A 17,813-nucleotide genomic window follows, 5' to 3' on the forward strand; every position below is an offset into this window, starting at 1 on the left:
GTCGGTCAGCAGCTCGCGGCCTTCGACGTTGCCCGCCGGTACGCGGTGGAGCGGCAGCAGTTCGGCCGTCCGCTGGCCTCCTTCCAGCTCATCCAGCAGCAGCTGGTGGAGATGCTGGGGAACACCGTCAGTTCGCTGGGCATGATGGTCCGTCTTGCCCAGCTGGCCGACGACGGCGGCGCACGCGACGAGCAGTCGGCGCTCGCCAAGGCGTTCACTACTGCCCGGATGCGGGAGACCGTCGCCCTCGGCCGCAGCATTCTGGGCGGCAACGGCATTGTCACCGACTACGAGATGGCCAAGATCTTCGCTGACGCTGAAGCCGTGTACTCCTATGAGGGCACGTATGAGATCAACTCGCTGGTTGCCGGCCGCGCCATCACGGGAATCGCCGCCTTCATCTAGCGGGTCCCTCACTGGAAGTGGCCGGCGGCAGCAGGACGGAGGGCCGCCGGTCAGAGACGAAGGGGAGCGGGTTGACGTACTCGCCGTTTCTTCTGACTCCCCAGTGCACGCAGAGGCCGGGGCAGTGCGGTTCGGTGCTGATGTGCCCGACGGCCTGCCCGGCCCTGACGGCCTCGCCCTTCCCGAGCGAGGCCGTCACCGGCTCGAAGCTGGACAGGAGACCGTCGCCGTGGTCGATGGTCAGCACGGGGCGGTCCACCACCGTGCCGGCAAACACCACCACACCGTCAGCCGGGCTGCGGACTGTGCCGTCGACGGCACCAAGGTCGACTCCCCGGTGCCCGGCCATCCACCGTTGCGGCGGCCGGTCGAAGTGCCGCAGGACCGGCGGAGTGCCGCTAAGCGGCCACTCCCAGGCTGGTGCGGGTGCCGGAGACTCGGGCATCGGGGATGCCGGCACCGGCGGACCCTGTGAGAGCAGCACACCGGAGGCGGTCACCGCAATGGTGAGCGGGCGGAGCAGTTTCTTCAGGGATGCCATCTCCTGAGAGTGCCGGCTCCACGGTCCCGGCGGCCGGCGTCGAGCGCTGATGTGGAAAAAACCAGCGGATCCCGCAGGCTGTGGAGGACGGAATGGACCCTGCGGCGGCCGTCAGGAGCGGCGCGGGGCTGTAGTACACTGGGGAAAGCAGTTATCCGTATGCCGTCATGCCATAAAAGCTTTCGCACTGGCGTGCCCGGCAACGGTTACTGACTACGCGTGTCCCGATTCGCAGGCAGTTCTCCGGAGATTTTCATTGAGAGAGCGCACGTCTGGGAACACTGCTCCAGCGGTCCGGAGGAATCCGGTTGGAGCAGTGGCCGCCAGGCTGAAGGACACCAGGACCCCCGCGTTACTAGCGGGACATCAACCGTCAAACCGGCAGAGTTGCAGGAATACCTGCGCTGCCCAACGAAAGGAACGACATGCCAGTCGTTACCATGCGCCAGCTGCTCGACAGCGGCGTCCACTTCGGCCACCAGACCCGTCGCTGGAACCCGAAGATGAAGCGCTTCATTTTCACGGAGCGCAACGGAATCTACATCATTGACCTCCAGCAGTCGCTGTCCTACATCGACCGCGCCTACGAGTTCATCAAGGCCACCGTTGCCCACGGCGGAACCGTACTGTTCGTCGGCACCAAGAAGCAGGCCCAGGAAGCAATCGCCGAGCAGGCCACCCGTGTAGGCCAGCCGTACGTGAACCAGCGCTGGCTCGGTGGCATGCTCACCAACTTCCAGACCGTCTCCAAGCGCATCCAGCGCATGAAGGAGCTTGAGGAAATCAACTTCGAGGATGTCGCCGGTTCCGGCCACACCAAGAAGGAACTCCTCCTGCTGCAGCGCGAGCTGACCAAACTCCAGAACAACCTGGGCGGCATCCGCAACCTCACCAAGGCTCCCTCCATCGTGTGGGTTGTCGACACCAAGAAAGAGCACCTCGCAATCGACGAGGCCAAGAAGCTCAACATCCCGGTCGTTGCCATCCTGGACACGAACTGCGATCCCGACGAGGTCGACTTCCCGATCCCGGGCAACGACGACGCCATCCGCGCCGTCAACCTGCTGACCCGCGTGGTCGCCGACGCCGTTGCTGAAGGCCTCATCGCCCGCAACAACCGTGCTTCGGGCAACGACGCTGCCGCAGCCGAGGAGCCCCTCGCCGAGTGGGAGCGCGAACTGCTTGAAGGCAGCGCCGCTCCTGCAGCCGAAGAGGCCCCGGCAGCCGACGCCGCACCTGCTGAAGAGGCACCTGCAGCCGAGGAAGCACCGGCAGCCGAAGAGGCTCCCGCTGCCGAAGCACCTGCTGCTGAGGAAGCACCTGCCGGGGAAGCCGCGAACGGCGAGAGCAAGTAGTTTCATCGAAAGGGTGCGGGACTCCAAAGCCCGCACCCTTTCGCTTGTGCCGGACATCTGGTCCGGAGAACTTTTACTCACATTAGCTTGACGAGAAAACCACATCTGAGGAGTTCAAATGGCAAACTACACTGCCGCTGACATCAAGGCTCTCCGCGAGCGGACCGGCGCCGGAATGATGGACGTGAAGAAGGCTCTCGACGAGGCCAACGGCGATGCCGACAAGGCCATGGAGCTCATCCGCATCAAGGGTCTGAAGGGCGCCACCAAGCGTGAAGGCCGTTCAACCGCTGAAGGTCTCGTGGCAGCCCGGGTCGATGGCAACGTCGGCGTCATGGTTGAGGTCAACTGTGAAACCGACTTCGTCGCCAAGGCCGGGCCGTTCATCGAGTTCGCCAACAAGGTACTCGCTGCGGCCATCGAGTCCGGTGCCTCCGACGTGGAGTCGCTGCTCGCGCACTCCGTTGACGGCAAGCCTGTCTCGGAGCACGTCATCGAAGCCGGTGCGCTGCTCGGTGAAAAGGTGGACATCCGCCGCGTTGCACGCGTCGAGGGTGCAATCGTTGACGCGTACCTGCACAAGACCTCCAAGGACCTGCCCGCGCAGGTCGGCGTCCTCTTCGCCGTTGAAGGCAGCGGAGAGGCTGCAGCCGAGGCTGCGCACGACGTCGCCGTTCACATCGCCGCCTACTCGCCGACCTACCTCACCCGCGAGGATGTCCCGGCAGAGCTTGTCGAAACCGAACGCCGCATTGCTGACGAAACCGCACGCGCCGAGGGCAAGCCCGAAGCCGCTCTCACCAAGATCGTCGAAGGTCGCCTGACCGGCTTCTTCAAGGAGGGCGTGCTGGTTGACCAGGCGTTCGCCAAGGACGCCAAGAAGTCCGTTGCACAGGTCCTCAAGGAAGCCGGCGTTGAGCCCAAGCAGTTCGCCCGCTTCCGGGTGGGTGCCTGAGCACACGTGATCCTCACGGGTCGCTGATTGTTTGAGATGATGGAGGGGCGGTCGCCACGGTGGCCGCCCCTCCGCCATGTCCGGCGTGGGGAAGCCGCCGGAAACCTGCAAGACTGACCCCATCAGACCCAGGACCGACCCACCAGACCACGGTCCTGCCCGCCGGACGGCAATGCGGCAGGACAGACAGCAACTCCAGCTGCGTTGACTCCTCAGCGCAGGGACGCAACCGACACTCATGCAAGAACAGCCCGGGAGGCATCATGGACAACCACATCAACGCAGGCAACAGCGGGTCCCCGCGCCGGCGGGTGCTGTTGAAGCTTTCCGGAGAGGTCTTCGGCGGCGGCAAACTCGGAGTTGACCCGGAAATGGTGCGGGGTATCGCGAAGCAGATCGCTGCGACGGTCGGCGAAGTGGAGGTCGCCATTGTCGTCGGCGGCGGGAACTTCTTCCGCGGCGCCGAATTGTCGCAGAGCGGGATGGACCGCTCGCGCGCGGACTACATGGGGATGCTCGGCACCGTGATGAACTGCCTGGCCCTGCAGGACTTCCTGGAACAGGCCGGCGTCGAAACCCGTGTCCAGAGCGCTATCACCATGGGGCAGGTCGCCGAGGCCTACATTCCCCGGCGGGCCATCCGGCACCTGGAAAAGGGCCGGGTGGTCATCTTCGGTGCAGGAGCCGGCCTGCCCTACTTCTCCACCGACACCGTCGCCGCCCAGCGTGCGCTGGAAGTCCGGGCCGACGTCGTACTTATGGCCAAGAGCGGTGTGGACGGTGTGTACACGGCGGATCCGCACAAGGACGCGACCGCGCGCAAGCTTGACTCGCTGTCCTACGACGACGCCCTGCGCCAGGACATCCGGGTGATGGACCAGACCGCCATGACCATGTGCAAGGACAACAATCTCTCGATGGTGGTCTTCGGCATGGAGGGCGAAGGCAACGTCACCAGCGCCATCATGGGTGAGCGGATCGGTACTATCGTCAGTCCCTGAACGCGGCGCGCAACGGCTGGACGGTCCCAGCGGAACCCCGGCTGTGAACTAGGATTATCAACTGAATCGGACGCTTGAAAGCAGCGGATTTCGAACCAAAGGAGAAATCGTGATCGAAGAGACCATGTCAGACGCCACAGCCCGCATGGACAAGGCAGTCGAGGCAGCAAAGGAAGACTTCGCGACCGTACGCACCGGCCGCGCCAACCCGTCCCTGTTCTCGAAGGTCATCGTCAACTACTACGGCTCGCCGACGCCGCTGCAGCAGCTGGCGTCCTTCCAGAACCCGGAAGCTCGCACCCTGCTGATCACCCCGTTTGACCGCTCCGCGCTGAGCGAGATCGAGAAGGCCCTCCGTGACTCCGATCTCGGCGCCAACCCGTCCAATGACGGCAACGTGATCCGGGTGGTGCTCCCCGAACTGACCGAGGAACGGCGCAAGGAATACGTCAAGCTGGTCCGCGGCAAGGCTGAGGATGCCAAGATCCAGATCCGGAACATCCGCCGCAAGGCCAAGGACGGCATCGACAAGGCCGTGAAGGACGGAGACGCCGGCGAGGACGAAGGTGCGCGCGCCGAAAAGGACCTCGACGCCCGGACCAAGTCCCATACCGACACCATCGATGACATGCTCAAGCGCAAGGAAACCGAGCTGCTCGAGGTCTGATGAGCGAAACCCAGCCTTCTTCAGAGGCTGGCCGCACGCCTGCTGCTGACGCTGCATACGAGGCGCCGGCCGGCGTCGTCGTTACGGGCAGGCGTGCTTTGCGCGAGGCAGCGAAGCAGGGCCCGGGGAGCCTGTTCAGGCGTCGTCCCCGGTCCCCGAAGACCGGCGAAACCTCGCGGGCAGGGCGTAACCTTCCGGCTGCCATCGTGGTCGGGCTGGCGCTGCTCGTGTCCCTGCTCGTGGGAATGCTGTTCCTCCCGCTGGCCTTCGTCGCGCTGACCACCGTGATCGGCGTCGTCGGCGTCTGGGAAGTCGGCAGGGCGCTTGAAGTACGCCAGATCAAGGTGCCCACCGTGCCCGCCCTGGCGGCCGGCGTCGCACTTCCGTTCGCCGCCTATCTGGGCGGGCCCGAGGCGCTGGCCTTCGCGACGGTGGTCTCGGTGACCGCGCTGGCGCTCTGGCGGAGCCTCGATCCCGCGCCGGATGCGGCACGGAGCATCATGGCCGGCACCTTCGTGCTGCTCTGGGTTCCGTTCCTCCTCAGCTTCGCCATGCTGCTCCTGCAGGAACCCTCCGGTGCGCTCAAGGTGGCCACCCTGCTCCTCCTCGTGGTTTCCAATGACACCTTCGGGTACCTGATCGGGGCCTTCTTCGGCAAGCACGCCATGGCGCCCCGCATCAGCCCCAAGAAGTCGTGGGAAGGGTTCGCCGGTTCGATCGGGGGAGCCATGCTGGTGGGAGTCCTCGCGGTGGTGTTCCTGCTGGACCGGCCGTGGTGGGTGGGAATCTGCCTGGCCGTTGCCGTGGTTGCGGCGGCCACCGCCGGAGACCTTGCAGAATCCATGATCAAGCGCGAGCTCGGCGTGAAGGACATGAGCAGCCTCCTGCCCGGACACGGCGGCGTCATGGACCGACTCGATTCGATTGTTTTCGCTTCTCCGGTTGCCTTCCTGCTGTCCGTTACATTGGTACCCGGAACCCTGTAGAAAAGAGATACGCACACCCATGGATGGAGCACGCAACGGCAGCTCGCCGTTTGCCCGCGTAGGCCGGCGGGAGTACGGCTACAACGCGAAGCAGGTTGACCGGTTCCTGACCCGGGCCCGCACCTTCTACAACTCCGACGGCACCGACGGCGAAGCCGTCACCAGCACCGACGTGCGCACCATGGCCTTTGACCCGGCCCGGGGCGGTTACGAGCCCCGTGCGGTCGATGCCGCCCTCGACCGTCTGGAGGACGTCTTTGCCCAGCGGGAGCGGGACGCCCTGATCGAGTCCAACGGCGAGCAGGCCTGGCTCATGCAGATCGGGCGGATCTCCGCCGTTCTGCGCGGCAGGCTGCACCGACCGCCGGGGGAGCGGTTCCGCCGACCGTCGCGCAGGAACGCGACCAGCTACGACATCGATGACGTAGACGCCCTCTGCGACGAACTACTCGGTTACTTCGAGCGGGACATGCCGCTCAGCGTCGACGTGGTCCGCCGGGCAGTCTTCCGGGAGGCCGTGGGCCAGGACGGCTATGAGGAAACCCAGGTGGATGCCTTCCTCGACCGCGTGGTCGAGCTCATGGCGGCCATCGACTGACCGGTGCGCCCCCGTGCGCTCAGGCAGGTTCCGGCGTGTGCAGCCGGGCGAGCACCCGCGAGGCGCTTGAAGGCCTGCGCCCGGCGGTGAAACGCGACACCGCCACGGTGACCGCGAATGCGGCAGGGACTGTCCAGAGCGCGGGCAGCCTCAGCCACTGCGGCGCCTGATCGATGCCCAGGGCGGCAGCGAGCAGAATCGAGCCGCCGCACAACACCGCACCTGAGACCATGCCCGCAATCGCTCCGGCGTCAGTGAGCCCGCGCCACCAGATGCCGAGCACCAGCAGCGGGCAGATGGTCGAGGCGGTGAAGGCGAACACCATGCTCACGCTGCCGGCCAGGGCGAGTGTGTCCGTCAGCAGGGCAAAACCGAGTGGAATGAGCGCCGACACGATCGCCGCCCAGCGGAAGCCTGAGACGCTGGCCCGGAAAAAGTCCTGGCTGACCACTCCGGCCAGCGAGACCACCAGGCCGCTGGAGGTGGAAAGGAACGCAGCGAATGCTCCGGCGGTGACGAAGGCGGACAAAATGTCCCCGCCCACGCCGTCGAAAATGCGGCTTGGCAACAGCAGCACGGTGGCGTCCGCTGCACCCTGCACGGCGAGTTCCGGCGTATGGATCCTGCCCAGGACCCCGTACAGGGTGGGGAACAGATAGAAGACTGAGAGCAGCCCCAGCACTATCAGGGTGGTGCGCCGGGCCGAGACGCCGTCCGGGTTGGTGTAGAAGCGCACCAGCACATGGGGCAGGCCCAGCGTGCCGAAGAGCAGTGCGATGACGAGGGAGATGTTCTGGTACAGCGAGGCATCAGCGGTGGTGTTGAGTCCGGAATCGAAGACAGCGCCGTTGTCCGTGATGGACCCACCGGTGCCGGCCAGCTGGATCAGGATGAACACCACCGGCACTGCCAGGGCCGTCAGCTTCAGCCAGTACTGGAACGCCTGGACAAAGGTGATGGAGCGCATGCCGCCGGTGATGACGCTCAGGCAGACCACAACGACGACGGCGACCGACCCTACCCAGGACGGCAGGCCGGTGGTGATGCGGACGGTCAGGGCTGCCCCATGCAGCTGCGGAACGATGTAGAGCCACCCCACGGCGATCACCAGCAGGCTGGTTACCCGGCGGACGTTCCGGGACTCCAGGCGCGCTTCGGCGAAATCCGGGATGGTGTACGCGCCCGACCGCCGCAGGGGAGCGGCGACGAACAACAGCAGCATGAGGTACCCGGCGGTGTAGCCGATGGGAAACCAGAGCGCGTCCACGCCGGAGAGCAGGATCAGCCCGGCAACCCCGAGGAAGCTCGCGGCCGAGAGGTACTCACCGCCGATCGCGGAGGCATTCCACCAGGGGCGGACGGTACGCGATGCCACATAGAAGTCGCCGGTAGTCCGGGAGATCCGGAGCCCGTAGATGCCGATCAGGACGGTCGCGAGCGACACCAGGATGAGCGAAACGTAACCGACTGCGGGATTCAGTTCGGGGAACGTCACTGGTCATCCACCAGATCCCGGAAGCGCTGTTCGATGCGCCCCGCGCTGCGCACATACAGCACCGCGCAACCGATCACCACGGGATAGATGCCGAAGCCGAGGAGCAGCCAGGGCACGGGCACGCTTGCGACGGTCCAGGAGTGGATGACCGGGAACACGCTGAACAGAACAGGAATGCCGACGAGGATCACCAGGAAGCCGGACGCCACCACCACGGCCAGCCTCAGCTGGGAACGGATGAGGGAGCGGACAAACAGTTCACCGACGTCGGACTGCTCGGCCATCTCCCGTGCCACCGGATAGGTTGTTCCCGGTCCGGCGGCGGATTGCGGGGCGGTGACCCGGACACGCTCGGGACGCTGGACAGGTTCGGACACGGTGTTACTGTCCGGGCCTGAGGCGCGTGGCTTCAAGCTTGCCGCGGATCTCGGACAGGTGGCGCCGGCTGACCGGCAGCTCAGCGTCCCCGACCAGCACGCTCGCCTTGCCCGTCGCCAGCTTCACCTGGGTCACCTGGTCCATCGCCACAAGGTAGGAGCGGTGCGTCCGCACAAACCCCGCGTCGGCCCACTGCCTCTCAAGGTCATTGAGCGGAATCCGGATGAGATAGCTGGCCTCCGCGGTGTGCAGCCGGGCGTAGTCCCCCTGCGCCTGAACGTAGCGGATTTCGTCACGGCGGATCATCTTGCTGATTCCGCCCTGGTCCACCGTGATGATTTCCGGTGTGGCCGCGCCGTCCTCCATCAGCTCACAGATGCGCCGGACCGACTCGGTGAGCCGCTCGGTGCGTACCGGCTTGAGCAGGTAGTCCACGGCGCGCAGCTCGAACGCTTCCAGCGCCCGGTCCTCGTCCGCGGTGACAAACACGACGGCGGGAGGACGGCTGAAGCGGGAAATGACGCGGGCGATGTCCAGCCCGGAGAGCGAGGGCATGTGGATGTCCAGGAACAGCGCATCGATCGGGTTGCTCTGCAGGATCCGGAGCGCCTCGGCGCCGCTGGAGGCCTGATGGATGCTGTCGATGCGGGCATCCCGGGACAGCAAAAAGCCCAGCTCCGCGAGTGCCGGAAGCTCATCATCGACGATGACCACGTTGACCATGGAACCAGATTACGCGGAATTCACCGTCCGGCCTGCCCGGGGACACAACCGGGCACGGACGCTCAGGCCTGGTGATCGGGCTGGGATTTCGGAATGCGCAGGGTGATCAGCGTACCCGCGCCCGGTGCCGTGTCGATGATTAGCCCGTGGGCGTCACCGTAGACCTGGCGCAGCCTCGAGTCGACGTTGCGCAGTCCCACATGCACGCCGTCCACGTGCCCGGCAAGGACTGCGCGCAACCGTTCGGGATCCATCCCCACGCCGTCGTCCTCGACGGTCACCTCAGCGTAGGCGCCGGCGTCGTGTGCGGTGATGGTGATGTTTCCTGTCCCGTCCTTCGAATCGAGTCCGTGACGGACCGCGTTCTCCACCAGCGGCTGCAGGCTGAGGAAGGGAATCACCGTGCTGAGGACCTCCGGGCCGATCTGGAGACTGACCTTCAACCGCTCACCGAAGCGTGCCCGTTCAAGCAGGAGATACCGGTCGATCGACCTCAGTTCCTCGGCCACCGTGGTGAAGTCGCCGTGCCTGCGGAACGAGTAGCGGGTGAAGTCCGCGAACTCGACGACCAGTTCGCGGGCGCGTTCAGGGTCCGTGTTGATGAAGGAGGCGATGGCGTTCAGGGAGTTGTAGATGAAGTGCGGGCTGATCTGTGCCCGGAGCGCGCGGACCTCGGCTTCCATGAGCTGGGTCCGGGACGAATCCAGTTCCGCCAGTTCGGCCTGGGTGGCTACCCAGGCGCCCACCTCGTTGGTGGCGCGGACCAGCCCTGCATTGACCGACAGCGCGAAGGCGCCGACTGTGCCTACCACCCTGCCGTTGACCCTGATCGGTGCGATCACGGCCTCGGTGAGTCCGTTGCCCTGCCCGGTTACGGATTTCAGTTGCGACTGCTTGAAAATCTGGGTGCGCCCGCTGGCGAGAACCTCACGGGCCAGGAGCATTGCGTCCGCCGGTTCCGGTGCCGTCCCGTCCCAGGCCAGGACGCCACCGGTGTCTGTCATGAGCAGCGCCTGGCAGCGCAGCAGGCCCCGCAGGTGGCGTGCAGCCCTGGACGCACCGCTCGGCGTCAGGCCCGTCCGCAGATGCTCAGAGGCGAGGGCGACAGTGTGCAGCGTGGCGTAGGTGGCGCGGTCGGCGTCCGAACCGAGATCCCGGTAGGAACGGGAAAACCTGAAGCCCAGGACCGCCACCACCACGAGGGTGACAAGAACGACGGCGGCAACAAGAGTGACGTCGACGGCGGGGCTGAGCATGGGTCAAGAGTAGCGGTGCAAGGCGTCATGACCGGCACCATGCGGCTACCGTTCAGCGCAGGTGCCTGCCGTTCATCGCACGCCCGGGTCCGTTGAGCGAAGGGCCTGGCCTGGAGCTTGGCAGCGGGCTCCTCGGTGGCGGACAGTGATGGGAGTCACACTCCCATGCTTTATGCCGTCCAGCGCGGTCTGGCAGAGACGCGGGAGGCCCCAAACGAGGAGGTTTCAATGGGCCACGACCCATCCGCACCCGGCGCACCGCCGGCTACCCCGGTGGACTTCACCGAAGTCCAGGGAAGGCCACGGTTCAAGGAGCTGAGGAAGCGTCACCGCAGCTTCGTCTTCCCCATGGCAGCAGCGTTCCTGCTCTGGTACTTCCTGTACGTCCTGCTTGCCGATTACGCCCACGAGTTCATGTCCACGCCGGTTTTCGGGAATGTCAACATCGGCCTGATCTTCGGGCTGCTTCAGGTGGCGAGCACTTTCGCTATCACCATGTGGTACGTCAGCTATGCCAACAAGCACCTTGACCCCATCGCGGAAGAGTTGCGCAATGAGCTCGAGTCTGAAGCACCCGAGGTGTTTCAGGACGGCGCAGGAGGAACCAAATGATCCAGTCCCTACCACGGCAGGCCGTCGAGTCGACCCAGGTCGGTGAACCGTGGCTCAACATGCTGATATTTGGGCTCTTTGTAGCAGTGACCATGGTCGTGGTGCTGCGTGCCAGCCGTAACAACAGCACCGCTGCTGACTACTATGCAGCCGGCCGGTCCTTCACCGGGCCGCAGAACGGCACAGCCATCGCGGGTGATTACCTGTCGGCGGCATCGTTCCTGGGCATTGTCGGCGCCATTGCCATCAACGGATATGACGGATTCCTGTACTCCATCGGGTTCCTGGTCGCCTGGCTGGTCGCGCTCCTGCTTGTTGCCGAACTGCTCCGCAACACGGGCAAGTTCACCATGGCCGATGTGCTGTCCTTTCGGCTGAAGCAGCGACCAGTGCGCATCGCGGCTGCCACCACCACGCTTGCGGTGTGCTTCTTTTACCTGCTGGCGCAGATGGCCGGCGCCGGCGGTCTTGTGTCGTTGCTGCTGGGTATCGATGACAAGCTCGGCCAGTCGCTGGTGATCGTTGTTGTCGGAGCGCTGATGATTCTTTACGTACTGATCGGCGGTATGAAGGGGACCACGTGGGTGCAGATCATCAAGGCCTGCCTGCTCATTGCCGGTGCGTTCATCATGACGGTGTGGGTGCTTGCTATCTACGGCTTCAATTTCTCCGCGCTGCTCGGGGCCGCCATTGAGACTTCGGGCAACCCGGACATCGTCGGACCTGGCCTGCAGTACGGGGCTACTGCCACCACCAAGCTGGACTTCATCTCGCTGGCGCTCGCCCTGGTCCTCGGTACGGCGGCGTTGCCGCACGTTCTGATGCGCTTCTACACGGTGCCGACGGCCAAAGAGGCACGGCGATCCGTGGTTTGGGCCATCTGGCTCATCGGTGCGTTCTACGTGTTCACCCTGGTCCTCGGTTACGGTGCCGGTGCGCTGATCGGCGCAGACCGGATCAACGGCGCTCCCGGCGGAGTGAACTCGGCGGCGCCGCTGCTCGCCTTCGAACTCGGCGGGCCGCTATTGCTGGGAGTTATCTCTGCGGTCGCCTTTGCCACCATCCTTGCGGTGGTCGCCGGGCTGACCATCACGGCTGCTGCATCGTTCGCCCACGATATCTACGCGAACGTGGTACGCAAGGGCAAGGTCGACCCGGACGGTGAGGTGAAGGTGGCGCGACGGACGGTCATCGTGATCGGTCTGCTCTCCATCGCCGGCGGAATCGGCGCGCAGGGGCAGAACGTGGCCTTCCTGGTCGCGCTGGCCTTCGCTGTCGCAGCCAGTGCGAACCTGCCGACCATCATCTACTCGCTGTTCTGGAAGAAGTTCAATACCCAGGGCGCGCTGTGGAGCATGTACGGCGGCCTTGGTTCAGCGATCATCCTGATCGCGTTCTCGCCCGTGGTCTCGGGGGCCGAGAAGTCGATGATCCAGACGGTGGACTTCGCCTGGTTCCCGCTGAGCAACCCCGGGATCGTCTCGATTCCGCTGGCCTTCTTCCTCGGCTGGCTCGGGACCGTGCTCTCGAAAGAAACCGAAGATCCGCAGAAGCAGGCGGAGATGGAGGTCCGCTCGCTGACCGGTGTGGGTGCCGAGAAGGCAACCAGCCACTAGCAGCACGGGCACATCAGAGGGGCCGGAATCATTGTGATTCCGGCCCCTTCGGCGTGTGTCGACCAGTGGAATGCCCTAGTGGTCTGCGTGATCTGACGGCACAGGCGCAGTCCCATGTGTGCCGTGCGGCACAGCGTTGTCGCCGGCCGTTGACGCGGCGAGGCCGGGCGTCGCAATCCCCGCCACCAGAACGGCTGAGAAGAAAAGGCCGACCAGCAGTCTGCCCGGCGCCGGTTGGGATCCGGATCGCGCAGCTGAAGTCTGCCGGCGCCGGGCGGCGGACGCGCCCAACTGCAGAAGGACAAGCGCGAGAGTGGAGGCAAGCGTCAGATTGAACGTCCTGCTGCCTGCCGACGCGAGCAGTGCGCCCCAGGCAAGGACAACAAGGACGACCGCGCCAACAGCAGGCAGCGCGGTAGGCACGAACCGGACAAGCCAGGCCTCCGGTCGGTTTCCACCTGGCCGGTTTCGCAATACCAGGATGCCCCAGAGTGTGTGGACAACAGCCCAGAGACCGATGAGAGCACCCAGCGCGATGGGTGCTGGACCTTCTGCCGCCAGCAGGTTATCGGCGGCGAGCGCAAAGAACGTAAGGCCTGCGCTCAGGGCGGCGAATGCCGCCAGGAACCGGACGAGTTCGCCGCCGGCGATCTCCTGGGTTGGGCCGGGCCGGAGAACAGGGAGTACCTGCTCTCCGGCTGCAGCAGTGCGCATGACCGGACCGCCCGGACTACGCAGCGTGTGCGCGGGTCTTGGAGGCGTGGGTGCTCTTGTCCTGTGAGAGACCGACACCGAGCAGGAGGACGGCGCTCGCCATGTGGATGATGTTGTGCAGCGGGTTGACTTCGAAGATGATGAGCGCGTTGCCCTCCGTGGCGGAGCTCTGCACACCATTCGGGTCCGCCGGCGTTCCGGATGGTTCTCTTCGGAAAACCGCGTGGCTACTCCTCCGCACCACGCTGGAGCAGCGGCTCCATGCGGTAGGGAATCAGCTCATGCATGGCGAGGGAGGTATCGCAGCGTTCCACGCCGTCGCACGCCAGGATCTTTCCGTTGATCCGGAAGAGATCCTCCGCGTCCACCGAGACCACCCGCACCATGATGTCCGACTGCCCGGTCAACCCATGGGCCTCCAGGACCTCCGGGATGTCGGCCAGCCGGGCGGTGATCGAGCTGAGTTTCCGCTGGTCGACATGCACCTGGATGAAAGCCGTCAGCGGATAGCCGAGGGCTGCCGGATTGATGCGGCGCTCGAAGGACAGGAAGGTCGAATTCTTCTCAAGGCGGGCCATGCGGGCCTGCACGGTATTGCGTGAAAGTCCCAGCTTCTGGGCCAGGGCAACGACGGTGCGCCGCGAGTCCCGGGCCAGTGCCAGCAGGAGCCGCGTGTCGGTGGCGTCAAGGGGCTGCATAGTGCGCAACGCTAGCACGGGGCGGAGGTGGCAAATAGAGCACAATGCTCAGCCATTCCGGAATCGGTTGTGCGGTGTTGCCTACGTGAGTATCGTCACAGTAAACCTCGGGCAATGGTGCCCACGGCCCTGAAGCGGCGCCGGTGGCTGCGGTCGGCGGGTGTAATCCATCCGCCGTCGCTGGAAGTGAGAAGGAAGAGGAACGTGCTCCTGAACAACGAAGCGGACGCAGCGCAGGATGAGCTGGTACAGCTCATAGCGCCCAACGGTGAACGCCGGCACCACCCGGTATATGACCGCTGGGTGGCCGACGTCGACGGCGAGGCCCTGCAGGCGCTGTACCGGGACATGGTGGTGATCCGCCGGATCGACGCGGAGGCCACCGCCCTCCAGCGTCAGGGCGAGCTGGCGCTCTGGCCGCCGTTTCTCGGCCAGGAGGCCGCACAGATCGGATCGGCCCGTGCCCTGAGGGAAGACGACTTTGTCTTTTCCAGCTACCGCGAGAGCGGCGTCGCGTACTGCAGGGGAGTGGACCTCACCGACCTGATGCGCGTCTGGCGGGGCAACGCCTCTGCGGGCTGGGATCCCTTCGCCATCAACATGGCGCCGACACAGGTCATCATCGGGGCGCAGACCCTGCATGCCACCGGCTACGCGATGGGCATCCTGCACGACGGCGCTGACTCGGTCGCCGTGACCTACTTCGGCGACGGAGCCACCAGCCAGGGCGATGTGAATGAGGCCATGGTGTTCGCCGCCAGCTACCAGGCGCCGGTCATCTTCTTCTGCCAGAACAACCAGTGGGCCATCTCCGAGCCGGTGCGGCTCCAGGCGCATGTTCCCATTGCGCGGCGCGCGCCGGGGTTCGGCATTCCCTCCGTCCGCGTCGACGGCAACGACGTGCTGGCGTGCCTTGCCGTCACCCGCGAGGCCCTCGACCGCGCCCGCACCGGCGGCGGCCCCACGTTCATTGAGGCAGTGACCTACCGGATGGGCCCGCACACCACGGCCGATGACCCCACCCGCTACCGGGATGCCAACGAGCTGGAAGACTGGGCCGCCAAGGACCCCATCGCGCGGCTCGCCGGGCTGCTCGACGCCGAAGGGCTCCTGCCCGCCGAGGTGAGTGACTCGGTTCAGGCATCAGCCGACGACGTCGCGGCCCGCCTCCGCGAGGGCTGCATCTCCATGCCGGAACCGGCGGCGCAGGACGTCTTCAAGCACGTCTACAGCGAGCCCAACTCGTGGCTTGAACGCCAGCAGGACCAGTACGAGCACTACCTGGCCTCTTTTGAATCTCCTGTATCCGAGTCCTCCGAGGAGGCGAGCCGCTGATGGCAACCATGACATTCGGCCGTGCGATCAACGCCGGTCTTCGCAGGGCCATGGAGAATGACCCGAAGGTTGTCCTCATGGGAGAGGACATCGGGAAGCTGGGCGGCGTCTTCCGCGTCACCGACGGCCTCCAGAAGGACTTCGGACCGCACCGCGTCGTGGATACGCCCCTCGCGGAATCCGGGATCATGGGCACGGCGGTCGGCATGGCGTACCGCGGGTACCGGCCCGTCGTCGAGATCCAGTTTGACGGTTTCATTTATCCGGCGTTCGACCAGATCGTGTGCCAGGTGGCCAAGTTGCACTATCGCACCCAAGGCAACGTGAAAATGCCGATCACCATCCGGGTGCCCTTCGGCGGCGGCATCGGTTCCCCCGAGCACCACTCGGAATCCCCTGAGGCGTACTTCACCCATACCTCGGGCCTGCGGGTGGTCAGTGTCTCGAACCCGCAGGACGCCTACGTGATGATCCAGCAGGCCATCGCGAGCGACGATCCCGTCCTGTACTTTGAACCGAAGCGCCGCTATCACCTGAAGGGCGAGGTCGATGAGAGCGTGGACATCACCGCCACCGGCATGGGTGATGCCCGCGTGGTCACCGAGGGCAGCGACGTCACACTGGTGACGTACGGGCCGCTGGTGCCTACCGCGCGTGATGCCGCCGTTGCCGCGTCCGACGACGGCGTCTCGGTCGAGGTGATCGACCTGCGTTCCCTCGCGCCGATTGATTTCGCCACCGTGGAGAAGTCGGTCCGGAAAACAGGCCGTCTGGTCATTACCCATGAAGCCGCGCAGTCGGGTGGGCTCGGTGCCGAGATCGCCGCCAGCATCACCGAGCGCTGCTTCTACTACCTGGAGCATGCGCCGGTCCGTGTGACGGGATTCGACATCCCGTACCCGTACTCCAAGCTGGAGTTCCATCACCTTCCGGATCTGGACCGGATACTGGACGGGGTTGACCGCGCCCTGGGCCGGCCCAACTCCCTGAGCGGACTGGAAGGATAGTGGCGCCGGTGATCAAGGAATTCCGACTGCCCGATCTTGGCGAAGGCCTGACCGAATCGGAGATCGTCGCCTGGCATGTCGCCGTGGGCGACACCGTGGAGCTCAACCAGGTTATTGCCGATGTCGAAACCGCGAAGGCCGTCGTCGAGCTGCCCTCGCCCTATGCCGGTGTGGTGGCGAAACTCCATGAGCAGCCGGGAACCGTGGTGGAGGTCGGTTCGCCAATCGTCTCCTTCGATGTGCCGGGCGGGGATTCAGGAGGGGATTCCGGCGCAGGCGCCGGTAAGGCAACAGCCGACGACGACGACGACGCGCAGCCGGCCAAACGCGAACCCAACCTTGTGGGTTACGGCGCAGCCCTGGAAAAGTCCGGCAGGCCCGCCCGCCGGGCCCGGCGCAGCGAAACTCCTGGGCCCATCAAAACTCCTGTGCCTGCCGAAACTCCTGTGCCTGCGGTCTCTTCGGCTGCGGCCGTGCCGTCCGCTCCGGCGGACGAACCGTCCGCTCCAGCCGAGGCCCCGCGGGAACGTCCACGGTCCACGCCGCCGGTGCGCAAGCTGGCGCGGGATCTGGGGATTGACCTCGCACAGCTGAACGGCACGGGACCGCAGGGCCTCATCACCCGCGAGGATGTGCTGGCGGCCCAGGAGGGCGCGGCCCACGAAGGAGCGGCCGGCAAAGGGCACGCAACGCCGGAGGAGGTGTCGCAGCCAGGCGGCGCACCGGCGTCGTCCGCTGCCGGGGAGCGGGAGACGCGGACGCCGATCAAGGGCGTCCGCAAGCACACCGCTGCCGCCATGGTGGCCAGTGCCTTCACCGCTCCGCACGTGACCGAGTTCCTGACCGTCGATGTTACGGCGTCCATGGAGCTGCTGGCCCGGTTGAAGACGAGCCGGGCGTTCGCGGATGTGCGCATCACGCCGCTGGCGCTGGTGGCCAAGGCGCTGTGCATCGCCCTCGACCGGAATCCGACACTGAATTCACGCTGGGATGAGGCTGCACAGGAGATTGTGCAGCACCATTATGTGAACCTCGGGATTGCGGCGGCCACTCCGCGGGGCCTGATGGTGCCGAACATCAAGGATGCCCAGGCGCTGGGCCTTCGCGGGCTCGCCGACGCGCTGAAGAACCTTACGGAGACCGCCCGGGCAGGGAAAACCAGTCCGGCGGATCTGTCAGGGGGAACCATCTCCATCACCAACGTGGGGGTCTTCGGTATCGATGCGGGAACGCCCATCCTCAATCCGGGGGAGGCGGCGATCCTCGCCATGGGGTCGGTGCGGAAGATGCCGTGGGAGTACCAGGATGAGATTGCGCTGCGTCAGGTGATGACGCTCAGCCTGTCCTTTGACCACCGGCTGGTGGACGGCGAACAGGGTTCGCGGTTCCTCGCGGATATCGGCACCATCCTGTCGGACCCGGGCATGGTCCTGACGATGGTCTGATACGACGCCCCGCCCCTGTAGGAACT

At 65.5% G+C, this 17,813-nt stretch carries 20 protein-coding genes; 12 read left to right on the forward strand and 8 right to left on the reverse strand.

The annotated features are described in order from the left end of the window. Positions 1 to 405, forward strand: a 405-nt coding sequence (locus X803_RS19840) for an acyl-CoA dehydrogenase family protein (RefSeq protein ID WP_035778939.1), incomplete at its 5' end; no start/stop codon positions are given. On the opposite strand, the gene X803_RS19845 is transcribed toward X803_RS19840, so the two are convergent. Then, positions 398 to 946: a M23 family metallopeptidase gene (locus tag X803_RS19845; protein WP_084033729.1), complete on the reverse strand. Its 549-nt coding sequence runs from the start codon at positions 944 to 946 to the stop codon at positions 398 to 400. The genes X803_RS19840 and X803_RS19845 overlap by 8 nt on opposite strands. A 425-nt stretch (positions 947 to 1,371) precedes the next feature. On the opposite strand from X803_RS19845, the gene rpsB reads away from it, so the two are divergent. From rpsB to X803_RS0112720, 6 genes are all read left to right on the forward strand, one after another. Beyond that, positions 1,372 to 2,301 (forward strand): 30S ribosomal protein S2, encoded by a 930-nt coding sequence (gene rpsB / locus X803_RS0112695; protein ID WP_026545418.1) that lies wholly within the window; start codon positions 1,372 to 1,374, stop codon positions 2,299 to 2,301. 118 nt (positions 2,302 to 2,419) lie between these two features. After that, the gene (tsf, locus tag X803_RS0112700) at positions 2,420 to 3,256 is read left to right on the forward strand and encodes a translation elongation factor Ts (RefSeq protein ID WP_026545419.1); all 837 of its coding nucleotides are present in this window, start codon (positions 2,420 to 2,422) and stop codon (positions 3,254 to 3,256) included. A gap of 263 nt (positions 3,257 to 3,519) precedes the next feature. After that, positions 3,520 to 4,257 carry a UMP kinase gene (gene pyrH / locus X803_RS0112705; RefSeq protein WP_051470737.1) on the forward strand — a complete coding sequence of 246 codons (738 nt, stop codon included), beginning with the start codon at positions 3,520 to 3,522 and terminating at the stop codon, positions 4,255 to 4,257. A 109-nt stretch (positions 4,258 to 4,366) separates the two neighbouring features. Further along, positions 4,367 to 4,924 (forward strand): ribosome recycling factor, encoded by a 558-nt coding sequence (frr, locus tag X803_RS0112710; RefSeq protein ID WP_026545421.1) that lies wholly within the window; start codon positions 4,367 to 4,369, stop codon positions 4,922 to 4,924. Continuing rightward, a complete protein-coding gene (locus X803_RS0112715; protein ID WP_084033731.1) occupies positions 4,924 to 5,910 on the forward strand; it encodes a phosphatidate cytidylyltransferase in 987 nt (328 codons plus the stop codon). The genes frr and X803_RS0112715 overlap by 1 nt, the downstream gene beginning before the upstream one ends. Before the next feature lie 19 nt (positions 5,911 to 5,929). Then, a complete protein-coding gene (locus X803_RS0112720) occupies positions 5,930 to 6,508 on the forward strand; it encodes a DivIVA domain-containing protein (protein WP_026545423.1) in 579 nt (192 codons plus the stop codon). Between the two features lie 19 nt (positions 6,509 to 6,527). Here the strand turns inward: X803_RS0112720 and X803_RS0112725 are convergent, their stop codons facing one another. The 4 genes from X803_RS0112725 to X803_RS0112740 form a co-directional block, all read right to left on the reverse strand. Then, on the reverse strand, positions 6,528 to 7,988 hold the full coding sequence (locus tag X803_RS0112725) for a sodium/solute symporter (RefSeq protein ID WP_026545424.1): 1,461 nt from the start codon (positions 7,986 to 7,988) through the stop codon (positions 6,528 to 6,530). An 11-nt stretch (positions 7,989 to 7,999) separates the two neighbouring features. Next, on the reverse strand, positions 8,000 to 8,380 hold the full coding sequence (locus tag X803_RS0112730) for a DUF485 domain-containing protein (RefSeq protein ID WP_026545425.1): 381 nt from the start codon (positions 8,378 to 8,380) through the stop codon (positions 8,000 to 8,002). A 4-nt stretch (positions 8,381 to 8,384) separates the two neighbouring features. Next, on the reverse strand, positions 8,385 to 9,104 hold the full coding sequence (locus X803_RS0112735; protein WP_026545426.1) for a LytR/AlgR family response regulator transcription factor: 720 nt from the start codon (positions 9,102 to 9,104) through the stop codon (positions 8,385 to 8,387). A gap of 62 nt (positions 9,105 to 9,166) precedes the next feature. Continuing rightward, positions 9,167 to 10,360, reverse strand: a complete 1,194-nt coding sequence (locus X803_RS0112740; protein WP_026545427.1) for a sensor histidine kinase — start codon at positions 10,358 to 10,360, stop codon at positions 9,167 to 9,169. 228 nt (positions 10,361 to 10,588) lie between these two features. On the opposite strand from X803_RS0112740, the gene X803_RS0112745 reads away from it, so the two are divergent. After that, entirely contained in the window at positions 10,589 to 10,972 is a 384-nt protein-coding gene (locus tag X803_RS0112745) for a DUF485 domain-containing protein (protein WP_026545428.1), read from the forward strand. After that, a complete protein-coding gene (locus X803_RS0112750; protein WP_026545429.1) occupies positions 10,969 to 12,588 on the forward strand; it encodes a solute symporter family protein in 1,620 nt (539 codons plus the stop codon). The genes X803_RS0112745 and X803_RS0112750 overlap by 4 nt, the downstream gene beginning before the upstream one ends. A 75-nt stretch (positions 12,589 to 12,663) precedes the next feature. Here the strand turns inward: X803_RS0112750 and X803_RS21135 are convergent, their stop codons facing one another. The 3 genes from X803_RS21135 to X803_RS0112765 are packed head-to-tail and all read right to left on the reverse strand — an operon-like array spanning position 12,664 to position 14,000. Then, on the reverse strand, positions 12,664 to 13,302 hold the full coding sequence (locus X803_RS21135; RefSeq protein ID WP_051470738.1) for a hypothetical protein: 639 nt from the start codon (positions 13,300 to 13,302) through the stop codon (positions 12,664 to 12,666). A 16-nt stretch (positions 13,303 to 13,318) separates the two neighbouring features. Beyond that, positions 13,319 to 13,477 carry a DUF4383 domain-containing protein gene (locus tag X803_RS21955; protein ID WP_245702732.1) on the reverse strand — a complete coding sequence of 53 codons (159 nt, stop codon included), beginning with the start codon at positions 13,475 to 13,477 and terminating at the stop codon, positions 13,319 to 13,321. A gap of 52 nt (positions 13,478 to 13,529) precedes the next feature. After that, on the reverse strand, positions 13,530 to 14,000 hold the full coding sequence (locus X803_RS0112765; protein WP_026545430.1) for an Lrp/AsnC family transcriptional regulator: 471 nt from the start codon (positions 13,998 to 14,000) through the stop codon (positions 13,530 to 13,532). Between the two features lie 204 nt (positions 14,001 to 14,204). Between X803_RS0112765 and pdhA the strand changes: the two genes are divergently transcribed. Genes pdhA through X803_RS0112780 form a run of 3 tightly spaced genes read left to right on the forward strand, consistent with a single transcriptional unit; the run spans position 14,205 to position 17,787 of the window. Beyond that, entirely contained in the window at positions 14,205 to 15,335 is a 1,131-nt protein-coding gene (gene pdhA / locus X803_RS0112770) for a pyruvate dehydrogenase (acetyl-transferring) E1 component subunit alpha (protein WP_026545431.1), read from the forward strand. Next, the gene (locus tag X803_RS0112775; protein WP_026545432.1) at positions 15,335 to 16,342 is read left to right on the forward strand and encodes an alpha-ketoacid dehydrogenase subunit beta; all 1,008 of its coding nucleotides are present in this window, start codon (positions 15,335 to 15,337) and stop codon (positions 16,340 to 16,342) included. The genes pdhA and X803_RS0112775 overlap by 1 nt, the downstream gene beginning before the upstream one ends. Then, positions 16,339 to 17,787 (forward strand): dihydrolipoamide acetyltransferase family protein, encoded by a 1,449-nt coding sequence (locus tag X803_RS0112780; RefSeq protein ID WP_026545433.1) that lies wholly within the window; start codon positions 16,339 to 16,341, stop codon positions 17,785 to 17,787. Before X803_RS0112775 ends, X803_RS0112780 begins: the two co-directional genes overlap by 4 nt. Positions 17,788 to 17,813: the final 26 nt, after the last annotated feature.

The sequence above is a fragment of the Arthrobacter sp. 35/47 genome (assembly GCF_000520475.1).
GTDB classification, from domain to species: Bacteria; Actinomycetota; Actinomycetes; order Actinomycetales; family Micrococcaceae; genus Arthrobacter_D; species Arthrobacter_D subterraneus.